Annotated in this window: 15 protein-coding genes and 3 pseudogenes; 11 read left to right on the top strand and 7 right to left on the bottom strand. The window is 68.9% G+C overall.

Annotated elements, in window-relative coordinates; all coding sequences use genetic code 11:
* The 4 genes and pseudogenes from ON23_RS30450 to ON23_RS30435 form a co-directional block, all read left to right on the top strand.
* Positions 1 to 328, top strand: a pseudogene (locus tag ON23_RS30450) (MFS transporter); the annotation flags it as partial.
* A 60-nt stretch (positions 329 to 388) separates the two neighbouring features.
* Positions 389 to 1,372: a GlxA family transcriptional regulator gene (locus ON23_RS30445; RefSeq protein ID WP_036499563.1), complete on the top strand. Its 984-nt coding sequence runs from the start codon at positions 389 to 391 to the stop codon at positions 1,370 to 1,372.
* A gap of 90 nt (positions 1,373 to 1,462) precedes the next feature.
* Entirely contained in the window at positions 1,463 to 2,068 is a 606-nt protein-coding gene (locus tag ON23_RS30440; protein ID WP_039782620.1) for an isochorismatase family protein, read from the top strand.
* Positions 2,069 to 2,080: 12 nt separating this feature from the next.
* Entirely contained in the window at positions 2,081 to 2,332 is a 252-nt protein-coding gene (locus tag ON23_RS30435; RefSeq protein ID WP_039782619.1) for a cold-shock protein, read from the top strand.
* A gap of 83 nt (positions 2,333 to 2,415) precedes the next feature.
* Here ON23_RS30435 and ON23_RS30430 read toward each other — a convergent pair.
* Positions 2,416 to 2,778: pseudogene (locus ON23_RS30430) on the bottom strand (thioredoxin family protein); the annotation flags it as partial.
* A 128-nt stretch (positions 2,779 to 2,906) separates the two neighbouring features.
* On the opposite strand from ON23_RS30430, the gene ON23_RS30425 reads away from it, so the two are divergent.
* Positions 2,907 to 3,092 carry a hypothetical protein gene (locus tag ON23_RS30425; RefSeq protein WP_036499560.1) on the top strand — a complete coding sequence of 62 codons (186 nt, stop codon included), beginning with the start codon at positions 2,907 to 2,909 and terminating at the stop codon, positions 3,090 to 3,092.
* A 9-nt stretch (positions 3,093 to 3,101) separates the two neighbouring features.
* Here ON23_RS30425 and ON23_RS30420 read toward each other — a convergent pair whose 3' ends face one another.
* The gene (locus tag ON23_RS30420; RefSeq protein WP_157170334.1) at positions 3,102 to 3,884 is read right to left on the bottom strand and encodes a tyrosine-protein phosphatase; all 783 of its coding nucleotides are present in this window, start codon (positions 3,882 to 3,884) and stop codon (positions 3,102 to 3,104) included.
* Positions 3,874 to 6,003: a pyruvate, phosphate dikinase gene (locus ON23_RS30415; RefSeq protein WP_063821362.1), complete on the bottom strand. Its 2,130-nt coding sequence runs from the start codon at positions 6,001 to 6,003 to the stop codon at positions 3,874 to 3,876. Before ON23_RS30415 ends, ON23_RS30420 begins: the two co-directional genes overlap by 11 nt.
* Positions 6,004 to 6,279: 276 nt before the next feature.
* Between ON23_RS30415 and ON23_RS30410 the strand changes: the two genes are divergently transcribed.
* On the top strand, positions 6,280 to 7,983 hold the full coding sequence (locus ON23_RS30410; protein WP_086007012.1) for an AMP-binding protein: 1,704 nt from the start codon (positions 6,280 to 6,282) through the stop codon (positions 7,981 to 7,983).
* Positions 7,984 to 8,046: 63 nt separating this feature from the next.
* Here ON23_RS30410 and ON23_RS30405 read toward each other — a convergent pair whose 3' ends face one another.
* From ON23_RS30405 to kstD, 3 genes are read right to left on the bottom strand one after another with little or no spacing between them, the layout of a single operon-like run.
* Positions 8,047 to 8,868: an SDR family NAD(P)-dependent oxidoreductase gene (locus tag ON23_RS30405; RefSeq protein WP_039782616.1), complete on the bottom strand. Its 822-nt coding sequence runs from the start codon at positions 8,866 to 8,868 to the stop codon at positions 8,047 to 8,049.
* A gap of 17 nt (positions 8,869 to 8,885) precedes the next feature.
* A complete protein-coding gene (locus ON23_RS30400) occupies positions 8,886 to 9,617 on the bottom strand; it encodes a glucose 1-dehydrogenase (RefSeq protein ID WP_039782615.1) in 732 nt (243 codons plus the stop codon).
* A 2-nt stretch (positions 9,618 to 9,619) separates the two neighbouring features.
* Entirely contained in the window at positions 9,620 to 11,365 is a 1,746-nt protein-coding gene (gene kstD / locus ON23_RS30395; protein ID WP_039782614.1) for a 3-oxosteroid 1-dehydrogenase, read from the bottom strand.
* A 154-nt stretch (positions 11,366 to 11,519) separates the two neighbouring features.
* On the opposite strand from kstD, the gene ON23_RS30390 reads away from it, so the two are divergent.
* The 4 genes and pseudogenes from ON23_RS30390 to ON23_RS30375 all read left to right on the top strand — a co-directional run bounded on the left by ON23_RS30390 (position 11,520) and on the right by ON23_RS30375 (position 15,828).
* The gene (locus ON23_RS30390) at positions 11,520 to 12,647 is read left to right on the top strand and encodes an LLM class flavin-dependent oxidoreductase (RefSeq protein ID WP_039782613.1); all 1,128 of its coding nucleotides are present in this window, start codon (positions 11,520 to 11,522) and stop codon (positions 12,645 to 12,647) included.
* A 100-nt stretch (positions 12,648 to 12,747) separates the two neighbouring features.
* Positions 12,748 to 13,509, top strand: a complete 762-nt coding sequence (locus tag ON23_RS30385; RefSeq protein WP_039782611.1) for a glucose 1-dehydrogenase — start codon at positions 12,748 to 12,750, stop codon at positions 13,507 to 13,509.
* 79 nt (positions 13,510 to 13,588) lie between these two features.
* Positions 13,589 to 14,560: a LipP1 family hormone-sensitive lipase gene (lipP1, locus tag ON23_RS30380; RefSeq protein WP_039782609.1), complete on the top strand. Its 972-nt coding sequence runs from the start codon at positions 13,589 to 13,591 to the stop codon at positions 14,558 to 14,560.
* Between the two features lie 45 nt (positions 14,561 to 14,605).
* Positions 14,606 to 15,828: pseudogene (locus tag ON23_RS30375) on the top strand (RtcB family protein).
* Between the two features lie 51 nt (positions 15,829 to 15,879).
* Here ON23_RS30375 and ON23_RS30370 read toward each other — a convergent pair.
* Positions 15,880 to 16,359 (bottom strand): hypothetical protein, encoded by a 480-nt coding sequence (locus tag ON23_RS30370; protein WP_039782622.1) that lies wholly within the window; start codon positions 16,357 to 16,359, stop codon positions 15,880 to 15,882.
* 149 nt (positions 16,360 to 16,508) lie between these two features.
* On the opposite strand from ON23_RS30370, the gene ON23_RS30365 reads away from it, so the two are divergent.
* The gene (locus ON23_RS30365) at positions 16,509 to 17,396 is read left to right on the top strand and encodes an alpha/beta fold hydrolase (protein WP_039782608.1); all 888 of its coding nucleotides are present in this window, start codon (positions 16,509 to 16,511) and stop codon (positions 17,394 to 17,396) included.
* Positions 17,397 to 17,503 lie beyond the last annotated feature (107 nt).

Here is a 17,503-nt window from a genome sequence, read left to right as displayed (position 1 = left end):
ATGGTGGATCGCCCTGAGCGGTTGCGGCGCATCGTATCCGCTGGTGTTCCTCCCGGGAGCCGTGCTCGCGGGCGTCAGTACGGCCCTGCTGCAACCGCCGCTGTTCGGCGCCTCGTCGCTGTTGCCGCCGGATCAGCTGTCCCTGGGTTCGGGCACGCTGATGATGGCGCGCCAGACCGCGTCGGCCCTGGGTGTCGCCGTGCTGACCGCGATCCTCAGCCGCACCGCCGGGTACGACCTCGCCGATTTCCGCGCCGGCTGGCTGTACATGGCCGCCATGGGGTTGCTGGCGGCGGGAGCCGGCTGGGCGTTCCGTCCGCGTACATGACCGGATCCGACAGTGATCCGTCGTTGCGGTCGCTACCCGGTAACCCAGAGGATGGGAGGCATGTCATCGAAGCATCGTGTGGTTATCGCGGCCTTTCCGGACGTGGATCTGCTCGACGTCACCGGGCCGGCGGAGGTGTTCGCACTAGCCAATCGGGAGAGCGGCGGTAGCGCCGACTACGAGGTGTTACTAGCCGGACCGGATCGAGGTGTGGTGCGCACCTCGGCCGGCATCCGGATACTCACCGACCTGGCCTTCGACGACATCGGCACGGGCATCGACACTCTCATCGTGCCGGGCGCGGTGGATCCGGCCCCGTCCGGCCCGGTCGCGCGGATCGACGAGGATGTGGTGCGCTGGCTGCGCGAGGTCGCGCCGCGCACCGGCCGGATCGCGTCGGTGTGTGTGGGTGCGCATCTGCTGGCCGCCGCCGGACTGCTGGACGGGAGGACGGCCACCACCCATTGGTCGACGGCCGGACAACTGGCCGCGGACCATCCCCGGGTCGTGGTGGATCCGGATCCGATCTTCGTGCGCTCGGGCCGGGTGTGGACCGGCGCGGGAATCAGCGCCTGCCTGGACCTCGCCATGGCACTGGTCGCCGACGACCACGGTGAGGACCTGGCGTTGTCGGTCGCCCGGCAACTCGTCGTCTATCTGCGCCGGCAGGGCGGCCAGAGTCAGTTCAGCGTGCCGCTGAGCCGTCCGGCACCGGCCCGCCGCGATATCGAACAGCTGCGCACCTACATCGCGGAGAATCTCGACGCCGATCTGTCCGCCGCCGCCCTGGCGAACCGAATGTGCCTGAGCGAACGGCATTTCGCGCGCGTCTTCCGGCAGGAGATGGGGCTCACCGTGGCCGCCTACGTCGAGGCCGCGCGCGTCGAGTCGGCGCGACGGTTGCTGGAAACCAGCGACTTCCCGCTCTCGCGCGTCGCCCGGTCCGCCGGACTGGGCTCGGTGGAGACCCTGCACCGGGCGTTCCTGCGTCGGCTGGGCACCAACCCCGGCGCATACCGCCGGCGGTTCCGCACCTCCGCCTGATCACGTCCACGACGACCGGACCGGGCGCCTGGCCGGTCCGGCGCTCACCCCTGCCCGAAACACCCTGTCCCCCATCGAAAGAAGGTATCCATGTCCGCCGTCGCCACTCCCCTGCGCCGGGTCGTCGGCCTCGACGACGAGTTGCCCCGCCTGGCCGACGCCACCGTCGTCATGATCGATTTCCAGAACACCTACCGCGAGGGGGTGATGCGGCTCCCCGAGGCCGACGGGGCACTCGCGGCCGGCGCCCGGCTGCTGGCCGCTGCCCGCGCACTGCACCGCCCCGTCGTGCACATCGTCAACGACGGCGGCCCCGGCACGCCCTACGACGTCGGCTCCGACATCGGCGCGATCAGCGCCGAGGTCGCGCCCGCCCCGGGAGAAACGGTGGTGGTCAAGAACTTTCCCGATGCCTTCCACGAGACGGACCTGCACCGGGTGCTGCAGCGCGCGAGTGCCGGACCGGATCTGGTCCTGGCCGGATTCATGACCCACATGTGCGTCGCGTTCACCGCCCAGGGCGCGTTCAATCGCGGCTACCACCCCACCGTCGTCGCCGAGGCCTGCGCAACCCGCGCCCTGGCCGCCCCGGACGGAACACCCCTGTCGGCGAACGCGGTGCACGCGGCCGCGCTGACCACGATCAGCGATCTGTTCGGTCGCATCGCCCCCACGGTCGCGAGCCTGATCGACTGACATCATGGACTGATGGCGATCGGAACCGTGAAATTCTTCCGGCCGGAGAAGGGCTGGGGTGCGATAGCCGCGGCGGAACTGCCGGACGGCTGCGACGCCTGGGTGCATTTCAGCGCGATCGAGGGGGAAGGTTTCCGGTCGCTCGACGCGGGTGAGCGGGTGGAATTCGACTACGAGTCCGCACAGCAGGACAGCTTTCGCTACCGGGCGACGCGGGTGCGCCGCATCGACACCGACGGTCGCCGCAGCTCAGCGGAGGGCTAGCCCGGATTCAGACCCGGCCAGCCGTAGCTGGGTCGGCCGGTGGCGGCGCCGGCGCGGGCCATCGGCGGGGCGGGCGCGGTCACGGCCGGGGTCTGAGCGCCGAGTTCGCGGCGCATCTCGTCCATGTCGAGCCAGCGGATCTGCTGAACGACCTCTTCCAGCTGGGCGGCGGTCTGGAAGCCCGGATGGGAGTAGACGAGCAGGCCCTCGCGGAAGGCGACGAGGGTCGGCAGGCTGCTGATCTGGGCGGCGGCGGTGAGGGCCGGCTCCGCCTCGGTGTCGACGGTGGCGTGCACGATGTCCGGGTGCGCGGCCGCGGAGTCGGCGAAGATCGGCGCGAAGCGGGTGCACCAACCACACCAGGAGGCCCAGAAGTCGACGAGCACGATCGCACGAGTCGCGATCACCTGCTCGAAGTTCTGCTGGGTCAACGGTTGGGTGGGCATGGGTTCCTCCCGGCGTCGGCCATCGTCGATTCCGGATTCTCCCATGGATCGCCGGTCACAGCAGGGCCCGACCGGGCGGCGTCCGGCGAGCGCTGTCGGACGGCGGCCCGGCTGGGTATCGTGGAGGTATGGGTATGGGCGACCACCCGCAACGGACACCGCTCTACGGCGTGGTGCTGCTGTTGGGCGTTCTGATCCTGGGTATCTGGGTGCACGAGCTGCCGTATGTCGGCCTGCAGGTTCTGGCCTACATCCTGCTCGTCATGATTGCCGCACCCGCCTTCGTGATGACCTTCCGCGATTATTCGCGATGAGGGCCTTCACTACCCGGTGACCAGGGCGTACCGCAACATCGTCAGCTCCTCGGCCGTCAGCCCGTGCTCGCGTAGCCAGCGGGCCGCACCGCCGTGGTCACGGCGCAGCTCGTCGAGGAACCGCAGCATCACCGCCGCTTCGACGGCCAGAATTCCGGTACTCGTCGGCGGCAGCCCGGAATAGGAGTTCAGCGCGTCGAGCCGGTTGCGTACCCGCGTCATCCGTTCGTTGGTGAGGGCGTAGTCCGCGGCGATCACCTCCGGCGCCACGCCCACCGCATCGAGCAGTACCGCGGCCAGCACACCGGTGCGGTCCTTACCTGCCGCGCAATGGAATACGACCGCCTGCCGGTCGGCATCGGCGACCAGCCGCGCCGCGGCGACGATCTCCTCCGGACTGCCGGCGAGCAGCTGACCGTACAGCCGGGCCAGGTCCACGCGCGTCTTGTCCGGCACCAGATCCCGTGCGGCGAGCGAGGATTGCGCCGATTTGCGGACCGGCAGATTCACCTTCTCGATCGCCGTGGCGGCCAGCAGGCCGTAGCCCTCCCGTTCCACCTCGTCGGGCAGCCGCAGGTCGATCAGGGTGCGCATCCCGACCGAGCCCAGCAGCAGCGCCACATCCGCCTCGGTCGCCTGCTGCAGGGTGCTCGACCGCAGCGCCACGCCGAATCGGGTCGTACCGCCGCCGTCGACCGGCAGTCCGCCCAGATCGCGGACGTTGTCGATTTCCTCGAAGTCGACCCAGCGCCGGGTCGCGTCGAATTCCTGGGCGATCGGATTACTCGGCACGGCCGGCCGCCGCTTCCTCGGCACGGCTGAGCCCGCACAGCCCGATCAGATCTTCGTGCAGTTCGAACCACACGGTGTGATAGCTGTCCATGATCGGTCGCGCCACCCAGGTGTGATCACCGGCGGCGATCCGCTCGACGGCCGTGTCCAGCCGCTCGCGATACCGGGCCAGTCGTGGTGCGATCGATCCCAGCCGCTCGGCCAGGGGCCGCACCCGGGTGTGCAGTTCGGTGAGCCGGTCCAGCACCGCCGCATCGTATTCGGCGTCGCCGTGGTCGTTGGGTGTGGCCGCGTCCTTCATCTGCCACGCGGTCACGATTTCCTTCAGCTCGGCGTTGACCACGCAGAAGTCCTCGTAGGCGGCGGCCATGGCGGCGGTGTCGACCTCGCCGCGCTCGGCGGACAGCAACTCGCCCAAGCGCTGTCGCCCGTCGGGCGTCAACCGCACACCCGCGGGGGTGTCGGCGCACAATCCGCCGGCCACCAGGTCCGCACACCGTGCGCTCACCTCGTCCGCGTCGCCGCCCAGGCTGGCGGCCACCGCGTCACCGCGCACCCGGCCCTTCACCCCGATCAGGCGCAGCAGTTCCAGTTCGCTCACGGTTCGGACAACCGCCTGTGCCACAACGACTTCCGCGTCGCCGGCCAGGGCTCCCGCGAGGTCGTCCGGCGCCACTGCCGCCCATTCGGCGAGTCTGCGCACATCGTCGAGGACCGCGCCGTCCACCGCACCGCCGGCGACCTCGCCCGCCCACACCACGCCGGCGCCACCGTCGACCGTGACACTGTGTCCCGCGAGCGCGTCCACCACACCCGGTCCGCATCCGACGACACACGGCCGTCCGAGTTCCCGGCTCACCAGGGCCGCATGCGAGGTGGTGCCACCCAATTCGGTGACCACCGCGCGGGCCGCGATCATGCCGGGCAGATCATCGGGACTGGTCGTCGGCCGGACCAGGACGACGTTCTCGCCCGCCGCCGCGCGCGCCTCAGCCTCGTCGGGATCGGTCACCACGACACCGAAAGCCAGACCAGGGCAAGCGGATTCGCCCCGGGCGAGCGCTTCGCCCGCGTCCGCCGCGGTGGTCGCGGGCTGCAGGACGGCGCGAATCTGGTCGGCCCCGACCCGCTGCAGCGCCTCCGCCGCGGTGATCAGGCCTTCCTCCGCCATCGCGACCGCGGCTCGCACCGCCGCCCGCGCCGAACGCTTCGCCGGACGCGACTGCAGCATCCACAGCGTGCCGGATTCGACGGTGAATTCGATGTCCTGGATATCGCGCCCGTCGCGCTCGAGCAGTTCCGCGGCGGCGATCAGCCGATCGTGCACCTGTGGCTGGGTGGCGGCGAGCTCGCTCAGCGGCCGCGGCGTGGTGCGACCCGACACGACGTCCTCGCCCTGCCCGCCGACCAGCCATTCGCCGTAGGCCGGCCCGTCGCCGGTATTCGGGTTGCGGCTGAACAGCACGCCCGTCCCGGACGCGTCGTCGAGGTTGCCGAATACCATCGCCTGCACGGTGACCGCGGTCCCGAGGTCGTCGGATACGCCGCGGTTGCGACGATACGCCTTGGCGCGCACCGAATCCCACGACCGGAACACCGCGGTGATCGCCGCGCGCAGCTGTTCCCACGGGTCCGCCGGCACCACGCCGTCGGGTGACTGCAGCACCGTCTCGCGATACTGCGCCCGGAAACGCCGATGGGTGTCGGCGGCATAGTCGGCGCTGCCGGTCGCCGCGGCCAGCGCCTGTTCGACGCCGTCGTTGATGCCGAGGTTGAGGACGGTGTCCATCATGCCGGGCATGCTCACGGCCGCACCCGAGCGCACGGAGACCAGCAGTGGCCGGCGGATCGAGCCGAAGGTGCGGCCGGTGCCGTGCTCGAGCATGGCGACGCCGTCGCAGACCGCCTGCCAGATGTCGTCGGCGATCGCGCCGCGCTCGGTGAAATCACGCCACGCGTCGGTGGTGAGCACGAATGCCGGCGGCACCGGCAGTCCGAGCCCGCGCATGTGGTTGATACTCCACGCCTTGCCGCCGATCCGGTCCCGCGACAGCGGGCAGTTGCCGTCCAGTCCGACGACGGTTTCCGATCGTTGGGCCAGCTCCGCACCCGCGGTCATGTCACTCCTTCGGTCCATCCCTCGGGGCATCGAACCCCCTGCCGCCCCGGTCATCCTTCGAGAGTGCCGCCCGACCGTCCTCGGCCAGTAGCGAGGGTCCCGCTGAGCGGATGCGGGAACTGCCGGCGCTCCCGTCGTACCACTCACCGAGACTGGCGGTGTGCGAACGGCCTGCGCGGCACCAGCCTGCGGCACCATGGGCCGTGGACCGCCCGACCGGCGGCCGGCGAGGTGTGTTCGACAGTGGGTATCCGGACAGCGGTGGTGTGCGAAGAGATGACGGCGGAACCCGCGACGATTCCGGCTCTGGTATCCGCACAGGCACACCGGAACGGGTCGACCGTCGCGATCGTCGAGGGCAGCGCCCGCCTCACCTACGCCGGCCTCCACACCGAGGCGCTGCGCGTGACCCGCGCGGCGATGGCCCGCGGGGTGGCCGCCGGGGATCGAGTCGCGATCTGGGCGCCCAACAGCGCGCACTGGATCGTGACCGCCGTGGGCCTGCTCGGCGCGGGCGCCACCGTGGTGCCGATCGGCACCCGGCTGCGCGGACCGGAGGCCGCGGCGCTGCTGCGCCGCACCCGATGCCGTGGCCTGTTCACGGTGCGCGGGTTCCTGGGGATCGACTATCCGTGGCTGCTTGCGGACCAAGGCCCCTTGCCGGACCTGGAATTCACGGTCCTGCTGTCCGGCACGTACGCCACGGACGACAGCGCCACTTCCCCATCGATGTCCGACGACGATCAGGACCCGCCAACCGGCGTTGCCCGGTCGGTCACCGGTTCGGGGCACCGGCGGCGCGACCGGCGCGAGCCCGACGGCTGCGCTCGCCGCCCGCCCGATCGGCGCGAGAGCGCACCGATCGACTGGCGAGACTTCATCGCCGACGCCGCGCGAATCCGGTCCTCGGATGCAGAATCACGAATCGCCGCAGTACCTTCCGACGCGATCAGCGACATCCTGTTCACCTCCGGCACGACAGGTTCACCCAAAGGAGTGCTGACCACCCACCGGCAAACCCTGACCGTCCTGGACCGGTGGGCGAGCGCGGTCACCCTGCGACACGGTGATCGCTGCCTGCTGGTCAATCCGTTCTCGCACACCTTCGGATACAAGGCGGGCATCGTGGCGTGCCTGTTGCGGGCCGCCACCATGGTTCCCGTGGCGGTGTTCGATCCGAGGGCGGTGGCGGATCTCATGACATCGGAGCGGATCACCGTGCTCGCCGGTCCGCCGACGGTTTTCACCGATCTGCTCGCGGTGGGGCGGTCGTACCCGGAGCTTCGACTGGCCGGCACCGGCGGGACGGCGATTCCCGCGGACCTGATCGCCCGGATGCGCGCCGGCCTCGGAGCCGATCAGGTGTTCACCGCCTACGGTCTCACCGAATCGGTCGGCGTGGTCGCGGTCTGCCCGCCCGGTACGGATATCGAGCGCACCGCCCACACCGTGGGTAAGGCATTGCCGGGCAGCGAGATTCGCATCCTGAGCGCCGACGGCCGCGAGGTGCCGGTCGGTATGCCGGGCCGGATCGTGGTGCGCGGACCGAATGTGATGAGCGGATATCTCGACGATCCGGACGCCACTGCCGCCGCCGTCGATCCGCAGGGCTGGCTGCATACCGGTGACGTCGGCACGCTCGACGCCGACGGCTACCTGCGGGTCACCGATCGGCTCGAGGACATGTTCATCGTCGGCGGGTTCAACGTCTCTGCGGCCGAGGTCGAACAGACGTTGCTCGGCTATCCGGGGATCGCCGAGGTCGCGGTCGTCGGCGTACCCGACGAGCGCCTCGGAGAGGTCGGCGCCGCCTTCGTGGTTCCCGCCGGGACGGCGCCGTTCGACGCGGACGACCTACTCGCGTGGTGTCGCACCCGCTTGGCCGGTTACAAGATTCCGCGCATGGTGCGGATACTCGACCGGTTGCCCCGCACTACCGAGGGGAAGGTGCGCAAGCGTCGATTGCGTTGTGCGCAGTGATATTTCGGCGGCACACTGCACCGGGCCGGCGATCGCGCGATCACCGGCCCGGCAGGGAGTGGCCTACTTGGCGACCTCGTTGCGCATCTGCGCGGTGAGGATCTTCTGATATCCGGAGCCGAAGATCCGCGGCAGCAGATCGATCATCCGGGCGTCGTTGCCGATCAGCACCTTCGCCTTGTCCTTGCGGATGCCGTCGATGATCGCCTTGGCGGCCTGTTCCGGACTGGTCTTGGCGAGCCGGTCGAAGTTGGCGGCCAGCGCGTCGCGATCGCGAGTGGCGCCCGCGCGCGCCTTCCACGCGATCTCGGTCTGGATCATGCCGGGGTGGACGCAGCTCACCGCGACGTTGTGCCCGGCGATCTTCATTTCCTGGCGCAGCGCGTCGGTGAAACCCCGGATCGCGAACTTCGTCGCGTTGTAGGCACCCTGGGTCGGGCAGGCGGCCAGGCCGAACATGCTCGACACATTGACGATCGCGCCGTCACCGGAGGCGATCACATGCGGCAGAAAGGCTTTCGTTCCGTAGGCCACGCCCCAGAAGTTGATGTTGACGATCCATTCGAAATCGTCCCAGCTGACCTCTTCGGTGCTGGCGGTCAGTGACACACCCGCGTTGTTGACCACGATGTTCACCCCGCCGAAATCTCCCGCCACCTGGTCGGCATGGGCGTACACCGCGTCCCGGTCGGTGACGTCGAGACGGTAGGCGCGGGCGTGGGCGCCCTTCTTCTCGCACAGTGCGGCGGTCTCGGCGACATTGTCGATATTGCGGCCGGACAGGGCCAGGCGAGCGCCGTGGCCGGCCAGCTCCAGGGCCAGCGCCCGGCCGATACCGGCGCCGGCGCCGGTGATCACGGCGGTCTTACCTGCGAAATTCTTCACCGCGGAAATCCTTTGTGTCAGTGGGAGGTGAATCCGCCGTCGGCGACGAATTCCGAACCGGTGCTGTAACCGGACTCGTCGGAGATGAGGAACAGCACCAGATTCGCCAATTCCTCGGGGGTGCCGGGACGTGCCAGCGGCTGATCGTGGAACATCGAATTCGAGCGCGCCGAATCGCTGGTCATTTCGGTCATCACCACACCCGGATGCACCGAGTTGACGCGAATTCCCATGGGCCCGAATTCTTGTGCCGCGGTTTTGGTCATGCCGCGCACCGCCCATTTGGAGGCGGTGTAGCCGAGGATGTTGGAGAAGCCGATGATGCCGCCGACCGAGGAGATGTTCACGATCGACCCGCCACCGGCACGTCGCATCGATCCGACCACGGCCTTCATGCCCAGGAAGACACCCACCTGATTGACGTCGATCACCTTGCGGTAATCGGCTTCGGCGAGCGTTTCGATCGGATCCACGTGCACGATTCCGGCGTTGTTCACCAGGCCCGAGACGGGCCCGAACGCCGATTCCGCCTGCGCGACGACATCGTTCCACGCGGATTCGTCGGTCACATCGTGGGGGACGAACAGGGCCGCGTCGCCCAGCCGCGCGGCGGTCCGCTTCCCTTCCTCGGTCAGCACATCGGTGATCACGACCGAGGCGCCCTCGGAGACGAGCCGCTGCGCGAAGGCCGCACCCATTCCCCGGGCCGCACCGGTGACGACGACCGTTTTACCGTCGATCCTGCCCATGATCACTCCTGTCCCGTGCGCGCGGGCGCCTTGCGGCCGTTGCTCGCTCGCTTCGACGCCGACGGGGCGACCGTTTCCCGCGGTTCGCGTTCGTCGGCGAGGTGGTTGGCCGCGATGTACCCGAAGACCATGGCGGGGCCGATCGTCGCTCCCGCGCCCGCGTAGTCGTTACCCATGACGGACGCCGAATTGTTGCCCGCCGCATACAGTCCCGCGATCGGCGCATTCTGTTCGTCGAGCACGCGGGCATATTCGTCGGTGCACAGCCCGCCCTTGGTGCCCAGGTCGCCGGGCACCATTTCCACCGCGTAGAACGGTCCTCGTTCCAGCGGCGCCAGACACGGATTCGGCTGCACGGTGGGGTCGCCGTAATACCGGTCGTAGGCGGAATCGCCGCGTCCGTAATCCTCGTCGCGCCCGCTGCGGGCGAAGCCGTTGAAGCGCTGCACCGTGGCGGCCAGCGTCGCGGCGGGAATACCGATCTTGTTCGCCAGCTGCTCGAGCGTATCGGCCTGGGTGATGATTCCGGCGTCGAGATATTTCTGCGGAATCGGGCGCTTCGGGAAGTTGCCCAGGAACAGATACCTGTCGCGGAAGGTCTGGTCCATGATGAAGTAGGCCGGAATGTGGTCGACCCCCGCGGCCTGCTGCTCGTACATGGTGTGCACGACGTTCACATACGGGGCCGATTCGTTGACGAACCGCTCTCCCGCGTGATTGACCATGATGCCGCCGGGTTGCGCGCGTTCGGCCAGGCAGAAGAACGGCGGTCCCTCGGGGTTGCGCACGGACGGTCCCCACCAGGCGTCGTCCATGAGATCCACCGCGCCGCCGGCCTTCTGACCAGCGACGATCCCTTCGCCCACGTTCTCGGTGGCGCCGACCGTCCAGTCGGTGGATTGCGGACCGGAGATGTACTGCTCGCGCATCTCCAGGTTGTGTTCGAATCCGCCGGCCGCCAGCACCACGCCGCGGCGGGCCTTGATCAGCACCGGAACGCCCTGGTGTTCGGCACGCACACCGACCACGGCACCGGCCTCGGTGACCAGTTCGGTCAGCGGGGTGTTCAACCACACGGGCACGCCGGCGTCGCGCAGCGACAGCCACAGTCGTGCGGCCAGGGCCTTGCCCAGGCTCAGCGGCAGCCTGCCGCGCAGCTTGTTCGCCACGGCCTGCGCTCCGACCTTCATCGCAGTGCGCTTACCGGCCCAGGTGCGGGCGATCATGTTCAGATCGTGGAAGTCGCTGACGGTGAAGGCGATTCCCTTCGGTCCCGACATGGTCGGCTGGTTGATCTTGTGCAGATCGCCGCCGAGCAGACGGCCGTCGATCGGAGCCGGTTCGATGCTGCGGCCCTGCGCGAGCCCGCCCGGGAATTCCGGGTGATAGTCGGAGTAGCCGCGGTCGTAGACGAACTGCCAGTACTTGCTGCGCGCGCCGATGTAGCGCATCATCTCCGGCCCGTGATCGAGGAAGGCACGCTGCTTTTCCTCCGGAACACGGTCGCCCACAACGGCTTTCAGATACGTCCGAGCCAGTTCCGGGCTGTCCGGCACACCCGCGGCCTGCAGCACGGGATTGTTCGGGATCCAGATTCCGCCGCCGGAGCGCGCGGTGGATCCGCCGAAGCTGCGGCTCTTCTCGATCATCGTCACCGACAGCCCGCGATAGGCGGCGGTCAATGCCGCGGTCATACCGGCCGCGCCCGAGCCGACGACCACCACGTCGAATTCGAATTCCTGTGTCATCCGTCCTTCTTCCCCATCGTTGTCTTCGACGCTATGGCCGCTCGGCCGCGGCGACACGGCACGGTCCCGACCAGCGGGACTTACGGCTGACCAGTACGGGTCCGGGAAGGACTATTTCGATTAGGCATACACCGCTAGGACAGGGAGCACGCGGATGAAGTTCTCGATGATCTTCGAGGCCCAGATGACCGATCCGACCGCCGAGCACGAGGCGCAGGTGCTGCGCGACTGTGTGGAGCAAGCCGTGCTGGCCGACGAGATGGGCTTCGACACCGTGTGGGCCGTCGAGCACCACGGTCTCAAGTGGTACGCGCACATGAGCGCCCCCGAGATCTTTTTGACCTGGGTGGCGGCCAAGACCCGGCGCATCCGGATCGGCCACGGCGTGGTGTGTATGCCCTTCAACTTCAACCACCCGGTGCGCGCGGCCGAACGCGCGGCGATGCTGGACGTGCTCTCCGGCGGGCGGCTGAATCTGGGCGCCGGGCGCGGTGCGACACCGGTCGAGACCTCCATGTGCGGGGTGGATCCGGAACGCACCTACGCCGAGGTCGAGGAGTCGCTGCGGATGATCGGCCGGGCCTGGCAGGATCCCGAGAGCGAATTCGAATATCACGGCGAACTGCTCGACATCGATCCGCATTCGCTGCTGCCGCGGCCGGTGCAGCGTCCGCATCCCCCGCTGTTCATGGCATGCACCAAGAAGGACACGCTGAAGCTGGCCGCCGACTACGGAATCGGCGCTCTGGTACTGGGTTTCGCGGGAGTGGAGGAGATCGCGGAACTGCGCCGCACCTACGACGAGGCGATCGCCGCCCGCACCGGTGAGCGGTTCGTCTCGACGGTGACCAACGACCACTTCGCCGCCCTGTGTCCCACCATCGTGCTCGACGACCGGGACCGGGCGCAGCAGATCGGCGCGCGCGGCCAGCGGTTCTTCGCGCAGTCGATCAAGCACTACTACGGCGCCGGCCCGGTGCCGGACGAGGCCGTGGATCCGACCGTGGACGAGGTGGCGCGGATCAAGGAGGCCGCCGACGAGCACGTCGCGTACCTGCACGAGGCCAAGATTCCGGTGAAGTCGGGGTCGACCTCGGTGTTCAACGCCGACCACGCCTACGGCAGCCCGGAGGACGCCATCGCCTACGTCGAGCGACTGCGCGACGCCGGCGCCGACGAGATCCTGTGCCTGATCCAGATGGGCACCGTGCCGCAGGAGGCCTGTCTCGAGACGATCCGGCACTGGGGCGAGAAGGTCATTCCGCACTTCCGGAATCAGTGATCGGACAACCACGCGCCGGTCTCGCTCATCGAGACTGCCGCGAGCCGAGGACGCCGGAGACGGCGCAGGATCTCGGCATATTTTCAGGAGGAGAAGTCGAATGCTCGATCTCACAGGCAAAGTCGCGTTGATCACCGGCGCCGCGCGCGGGCAGGGCGCCGCGGAGGCACGCCTGTTCGTCGAACGTGGTGCGCGGGTCGTTCTCACCGACGTACTCGATGCCGACGGAAAGCAGTTGGCCGACGATCTCGGCGAGGCGGCGCGCTTCGTCCGCCACGATGTCACCTCGGCCGACGACTGGAATGCCGCTGTCGCCGTGGCCGTTTCGGAATTCGGCGCGCTGAACGTGCTGGTGAACAACGCCGCGATCTATACCGCGAAACCCCTCACCGACACCACGCCGGAAGAGCTGGAGAAGATTCTCCAGGTGAATCTTGTGGGTGCGTTCCGGGGCATCCGGTCGGTGGTGGGTCCGATGTCCGAGGCGGGCGGTTCGATCGTGAACATCTCGTCGCAGGCGGGACTCGAGGGGCTGATGGGGCACTCCGCCTACGGCAGCTCCAAGTGGGGCCTGCGCGGGCTCACCAAGACCGCGGCACTCGAATTGGGCCCCATGGGTATTCGCGTCAACTCCGTGCATCCGGGTCCGATCGCGACCCCGATGGTCCCGTATCTGACCACCGGTCCGGGCAGCTTCCCGACCCTGCCGCTGCAGCGCACCGGTGTGCCGGAGGAGGTCGCCGAGCTGGTCGCCTTCCTCGCCTCGGACGCGTCGTCGTATGTCACCGGCGCGGAGGTCACCATCGACGGCGGCCTCGCCGCCGGGAAGTTCATGCCGCCGGAGTCGCAGGAGGCGCCGTGAGCGGGCAATGCACCGGGCACGGCTCGAATGTGCCCCGGACACCGCATAGCGGCGGATTCGCACGCGCCAGGGGCGGCTCATGTCGATGACGCCGCGAACGCGAGCAGTGGTCGAGGCAGCGACCGCGGCGTTCCCGAAACTCGGCACCGAGGTGCTCGACGCCGCCGAAGCGCGGCGGCAGCTCGCGGCCCGTCCACCGGCACCGATCGAGCCCATTCCGGTTGCGGCCGTCCGTGATTCGACCGTATCGAGTTCCCACGGCGCCGGCATTCCGGTGCGGATCTACACCCCGCACGGTGGCACCGAGCCGCTGCCGGTCGTGATGTTCTGCCATGGCGGCGGGTTCGTGATCTGCAGTCTCGACAGCCACGATCAGTTCTGCCGCGCGATGGCGAACGAGACCGGGGCGCTGGTGGTGTCGGTGGATTATCGCCAGGCGCCGGAACATCGGTTCCCGGCCGCCGCGCAGGACGCGTACGCCGTGCTGCGCTGGATCGGCGCTGCCGTTGCGCAACACGGCGGCGACCCCGCCCGGATCGCCGTGGCCGGTGACAGCGCGGGCGGCAATCTGGCGGCGGTCACAGCACTGATGGCCCGCGATCTCGGCGGCCCGGAGGTGGCTGCGCAGCTGCTGATGTACCCGATGCTGGATCCGGCTCGCGCGAGCGCGTCGTACCGGGACAACGCGCGGGGCTATTTCGTCACCGACGATCATCTGCGCTGGTACTGGGAGCAGTACCTCGGCGACGCCGATGGCACCGATCCGTACGCGGCGCCCCTGCTGGCGGACCCGGCCGGGCTGCCGCCGGCGCATATCGCCACCGCCGAATACGACCCGCTGCGCGACGAGGGCGAGGCCTACGGTGCGCACCTGGCCGCGGCCGGTGTCCCGGTCGAGGTGCACCGCTACGAGGGCATGTTCCACGGGTTCATGACCATGGGCGATGTGCTGCCGGAAACCGGCGTCGCGAACGCACGCGCCTTCGCGGCACTGCGCCGGGCATTCGCCGGGCCGGCCCGGCCGATATTCGGGTGCGCCGACGGCCCGTGATCCCTACCGTGAACAGGGAGAGTTGTTCACGAAAGGATCGAGATCATGTTTCCCGTCGAGCTGCGCGGCACCAAGGCGCAGACGCTCATGTGGGCCCACGAGCACGAGGTCGAGCCGGCCGCGCTGCAGCAGCTGCGCACCCTCGCCCAACTGGAATGGGTCTACGGCGTCCGCGTGATGCCCGACGTGCATCTCGGCAAGGGAGCCACGGTCGGGTCCGTCATCGCCATGCAGGACGCGGTCGCCCCGGCCGCCGTGGGCGTCGATATCGGCTGCGGAATGGAGGCGGTCAAGACCTCGCTGACCGCCTCCGATCTACCGGACAACCTGCATTCGCTGCGGTCGCGCATCGAGGCCGCCGTGCCGGTCGGATTCAACGCGCACAAGGAGCCGGTGAAGGTCACGCGCCTGCAGATGGATGTGCACGGCCGCCGGGCGACCGGGCCACGTTGCGGGCCGGATGGTCCGCGTTCTGGAGCCGGTTCGGCGATCTCGATCCGGCGGTGCAGCAGCGAGAGTCCAAGGCACACAAGCAGATGGGCACCCTCGGCGGCGGTAACCACTTCATCGAGGTCTGCCTCGACACCGAACAGCACGTGTGGATTCTGCTGCACTCCGGAAGCCGCAATATCGGCAAGGAACTGGCGGAGCGGCATATCGCCGTGGCCCGCACCCTGCCGCAGAACCGCGACCTGCCGGATCGTGATTTGGCCGTATTCCTCTCCGGCACACCGGAAATGGATGCCTACCGGCGCGACCTCACCTGGGCGCAGGAGTACGCGGCCCGCAACCGGGCGGTGATGCTCGACCTGGTGTGCGGTGCCGTGCGTGACGAATTCGAGCCGCTGGCCGTGCGTTTCGACGAGCCGATCTCCTGCCACCACAACTACGTGTCGGAGGAGATCGTCGACGGCATGCCGATGCTGGTGACCCGCAAGGGCGCGGTCCGGGCCGGGGCCGGTGACCTCGCCCTGATCCCCGGATCGATGGGTACCCGCTCGTATGTGGTGCGGGGCAAGGGAAATCCGGCCTCGTTCCAGTCGGCCTCACACGGTGCGGGCCGGCGCATGAGCCGCAATGCGGCCAAGCGGCAGTTCACCGTCGCGGATCTGGTCGCGCAGACCGACGGTGTAGAGTCCCGCAAGGACGCCGGGGTGATCGACGAGATCCCCGCGGCCTACAAGGACATCGACGCCGTCATCGCGGCCCAGAGCGATCTGGTCGATGTGGTCGCGACACTGCGTCAGGTGCTGTGTGTGAAGGGCTGAACGCGGATGCGTTCCGGCATGCCGGTGATCGGCGTGCCGGAACGGCCACATCTACTTGCGCAGCACACCCACCATGCCCGCGCCCAGCAGCATCATGCCCGAGATCAGGGCGAAGCCGTAGGTGACCCAGGAGTGCAACGCCACCTGCATCGTGGCATCGGTGAAGGGCAGGTCGCCGATCAGGCGGAAGGTGTCGTCCGGGTACAGCAGATGCAGCACGCCGGGAAAGATGCCCCACACCAGGCTCGCCACGATCGTGCCCACCGGCGAGAACGCGGCCATCGTCGCGACGAACAACAGCAGCAGCGAGCCGCCGAAGATCTCCAGCGCCGCGGTCCAGCGGTCGGTCACCGCACCCACGATGACCCAATACCGGATATCGGCTCCGCCCTTGGCGGCGAACGCGATTCCGATGGGCGTCACGATCAGCCCGAACAGCACACCCGAGAGGGTCCGGCTGGTGACCCCGCGACTTTGGAACTGCGCGCCCGGTGGGGCCCAATCCGCAGGTGATTCGAACTTCTTGGCCATCGCCCGTTCCTCCCGCATTCCCGCGCATGCCAGCGGACCTCGCAGTCCGATCGCCCTCATTGTCCTGCCTCGCGGCGGAAAACGCCCGACGCCGGGCGGAAAACGTTCGTGGCGTGGCGGTCCCGGGTTGCCGGTGGTTAGCATCGGCTATGCCCCCGACATCAGGATCTGCCCGACCGCCCGAAATTCCCGGAGTGCGCCGCAGTTTCATCGAGGCCCGCGGCGTGCGATTCCACGTCACCGAAGCCGGGGTGCCCGACGGCCGGCCGGTGCTGTTGCTGCACGGATGGCCGCAGCACCACTACGCCTATCGGCATCTGCTCGCCGATCCTCCCGCCGGACTGCGCCTCATCGCCCCGGACCTGCCGGGTTACGGCTGGTCCGGTCCGCCGCCGCATCGCTGGGCCAAGGAGGACGTCGCCTCCGATCTGCTGGCGCTGGTCGACGAGCTCGAACTGCCCCGGCTGCTGCTCGCCGGTCACGACTGGGGCGGGTTCGTCGGATTCCTGATGGTGCTGCGGGAGCCGGAGCGGTTCGAGGGTTATCTGCCGCTCAATATCGCGCACCCGTGGATCACCGCCCGGACCTTCGCACCGCACGCCTGGCGTTTCCTGATGTATCAGCCGCTGGTGGCTACCTTGGGCGTGCCGCTGCAGCGGTACACGCCGTTCGTCGATCGCCTGTTGCGGCTCGATGCCGACGCCCGGCGTACCTTCACCCCGGAACTCGCCGGGATCTACGGCGACCGGTTCCGCGATCCGGCGGTGGCCCGCGCGGCCACCGACACCTACCGCACCTTCTGGTTGCGGGAACTTCCCGCCGCCCGCCATCCGGAACGCCGCCGCGCCACGATTCCGATCCGTGCGCTGTTCGGCACCGGCGATGCGGCCATCCATCCCTCGCTGGCGGCCGCGGAGACCGCGCGGGCCGACGACTACACCGTCGAATACGTCCACGGCTGCGGACATTTCATCCCGGAGGAGCGACCGGACCTGGTGCGGGATCGGCTGCTGGCGCTGGCCGCCGAAACCGGTTAGACAGCGCCGCGACCGGTCTTCCGATCACGGGCGGGACCGCGCCGGGACCGCATTTCCGTGCACGGGGTGCGGCTGTAGCCGGATGGTGGCCAGGTGTCGGAGGGCTC

Source organism: Nocardia cerradoensis NBRC 101014 (assembly GCF_000308535.1).
Classification (GTDB): Bacteria; Actinomycetota; Actinomycetes; order Mycobacteriales; family Mycobacteriaceae; genus Nocardia; species Nocardia cerradoensis.
The sequence above is the reverse complement of the archived record's forward strand: the minus strand, read 5'-3'. Positions and strand labels throughout refer to the sequence as shown.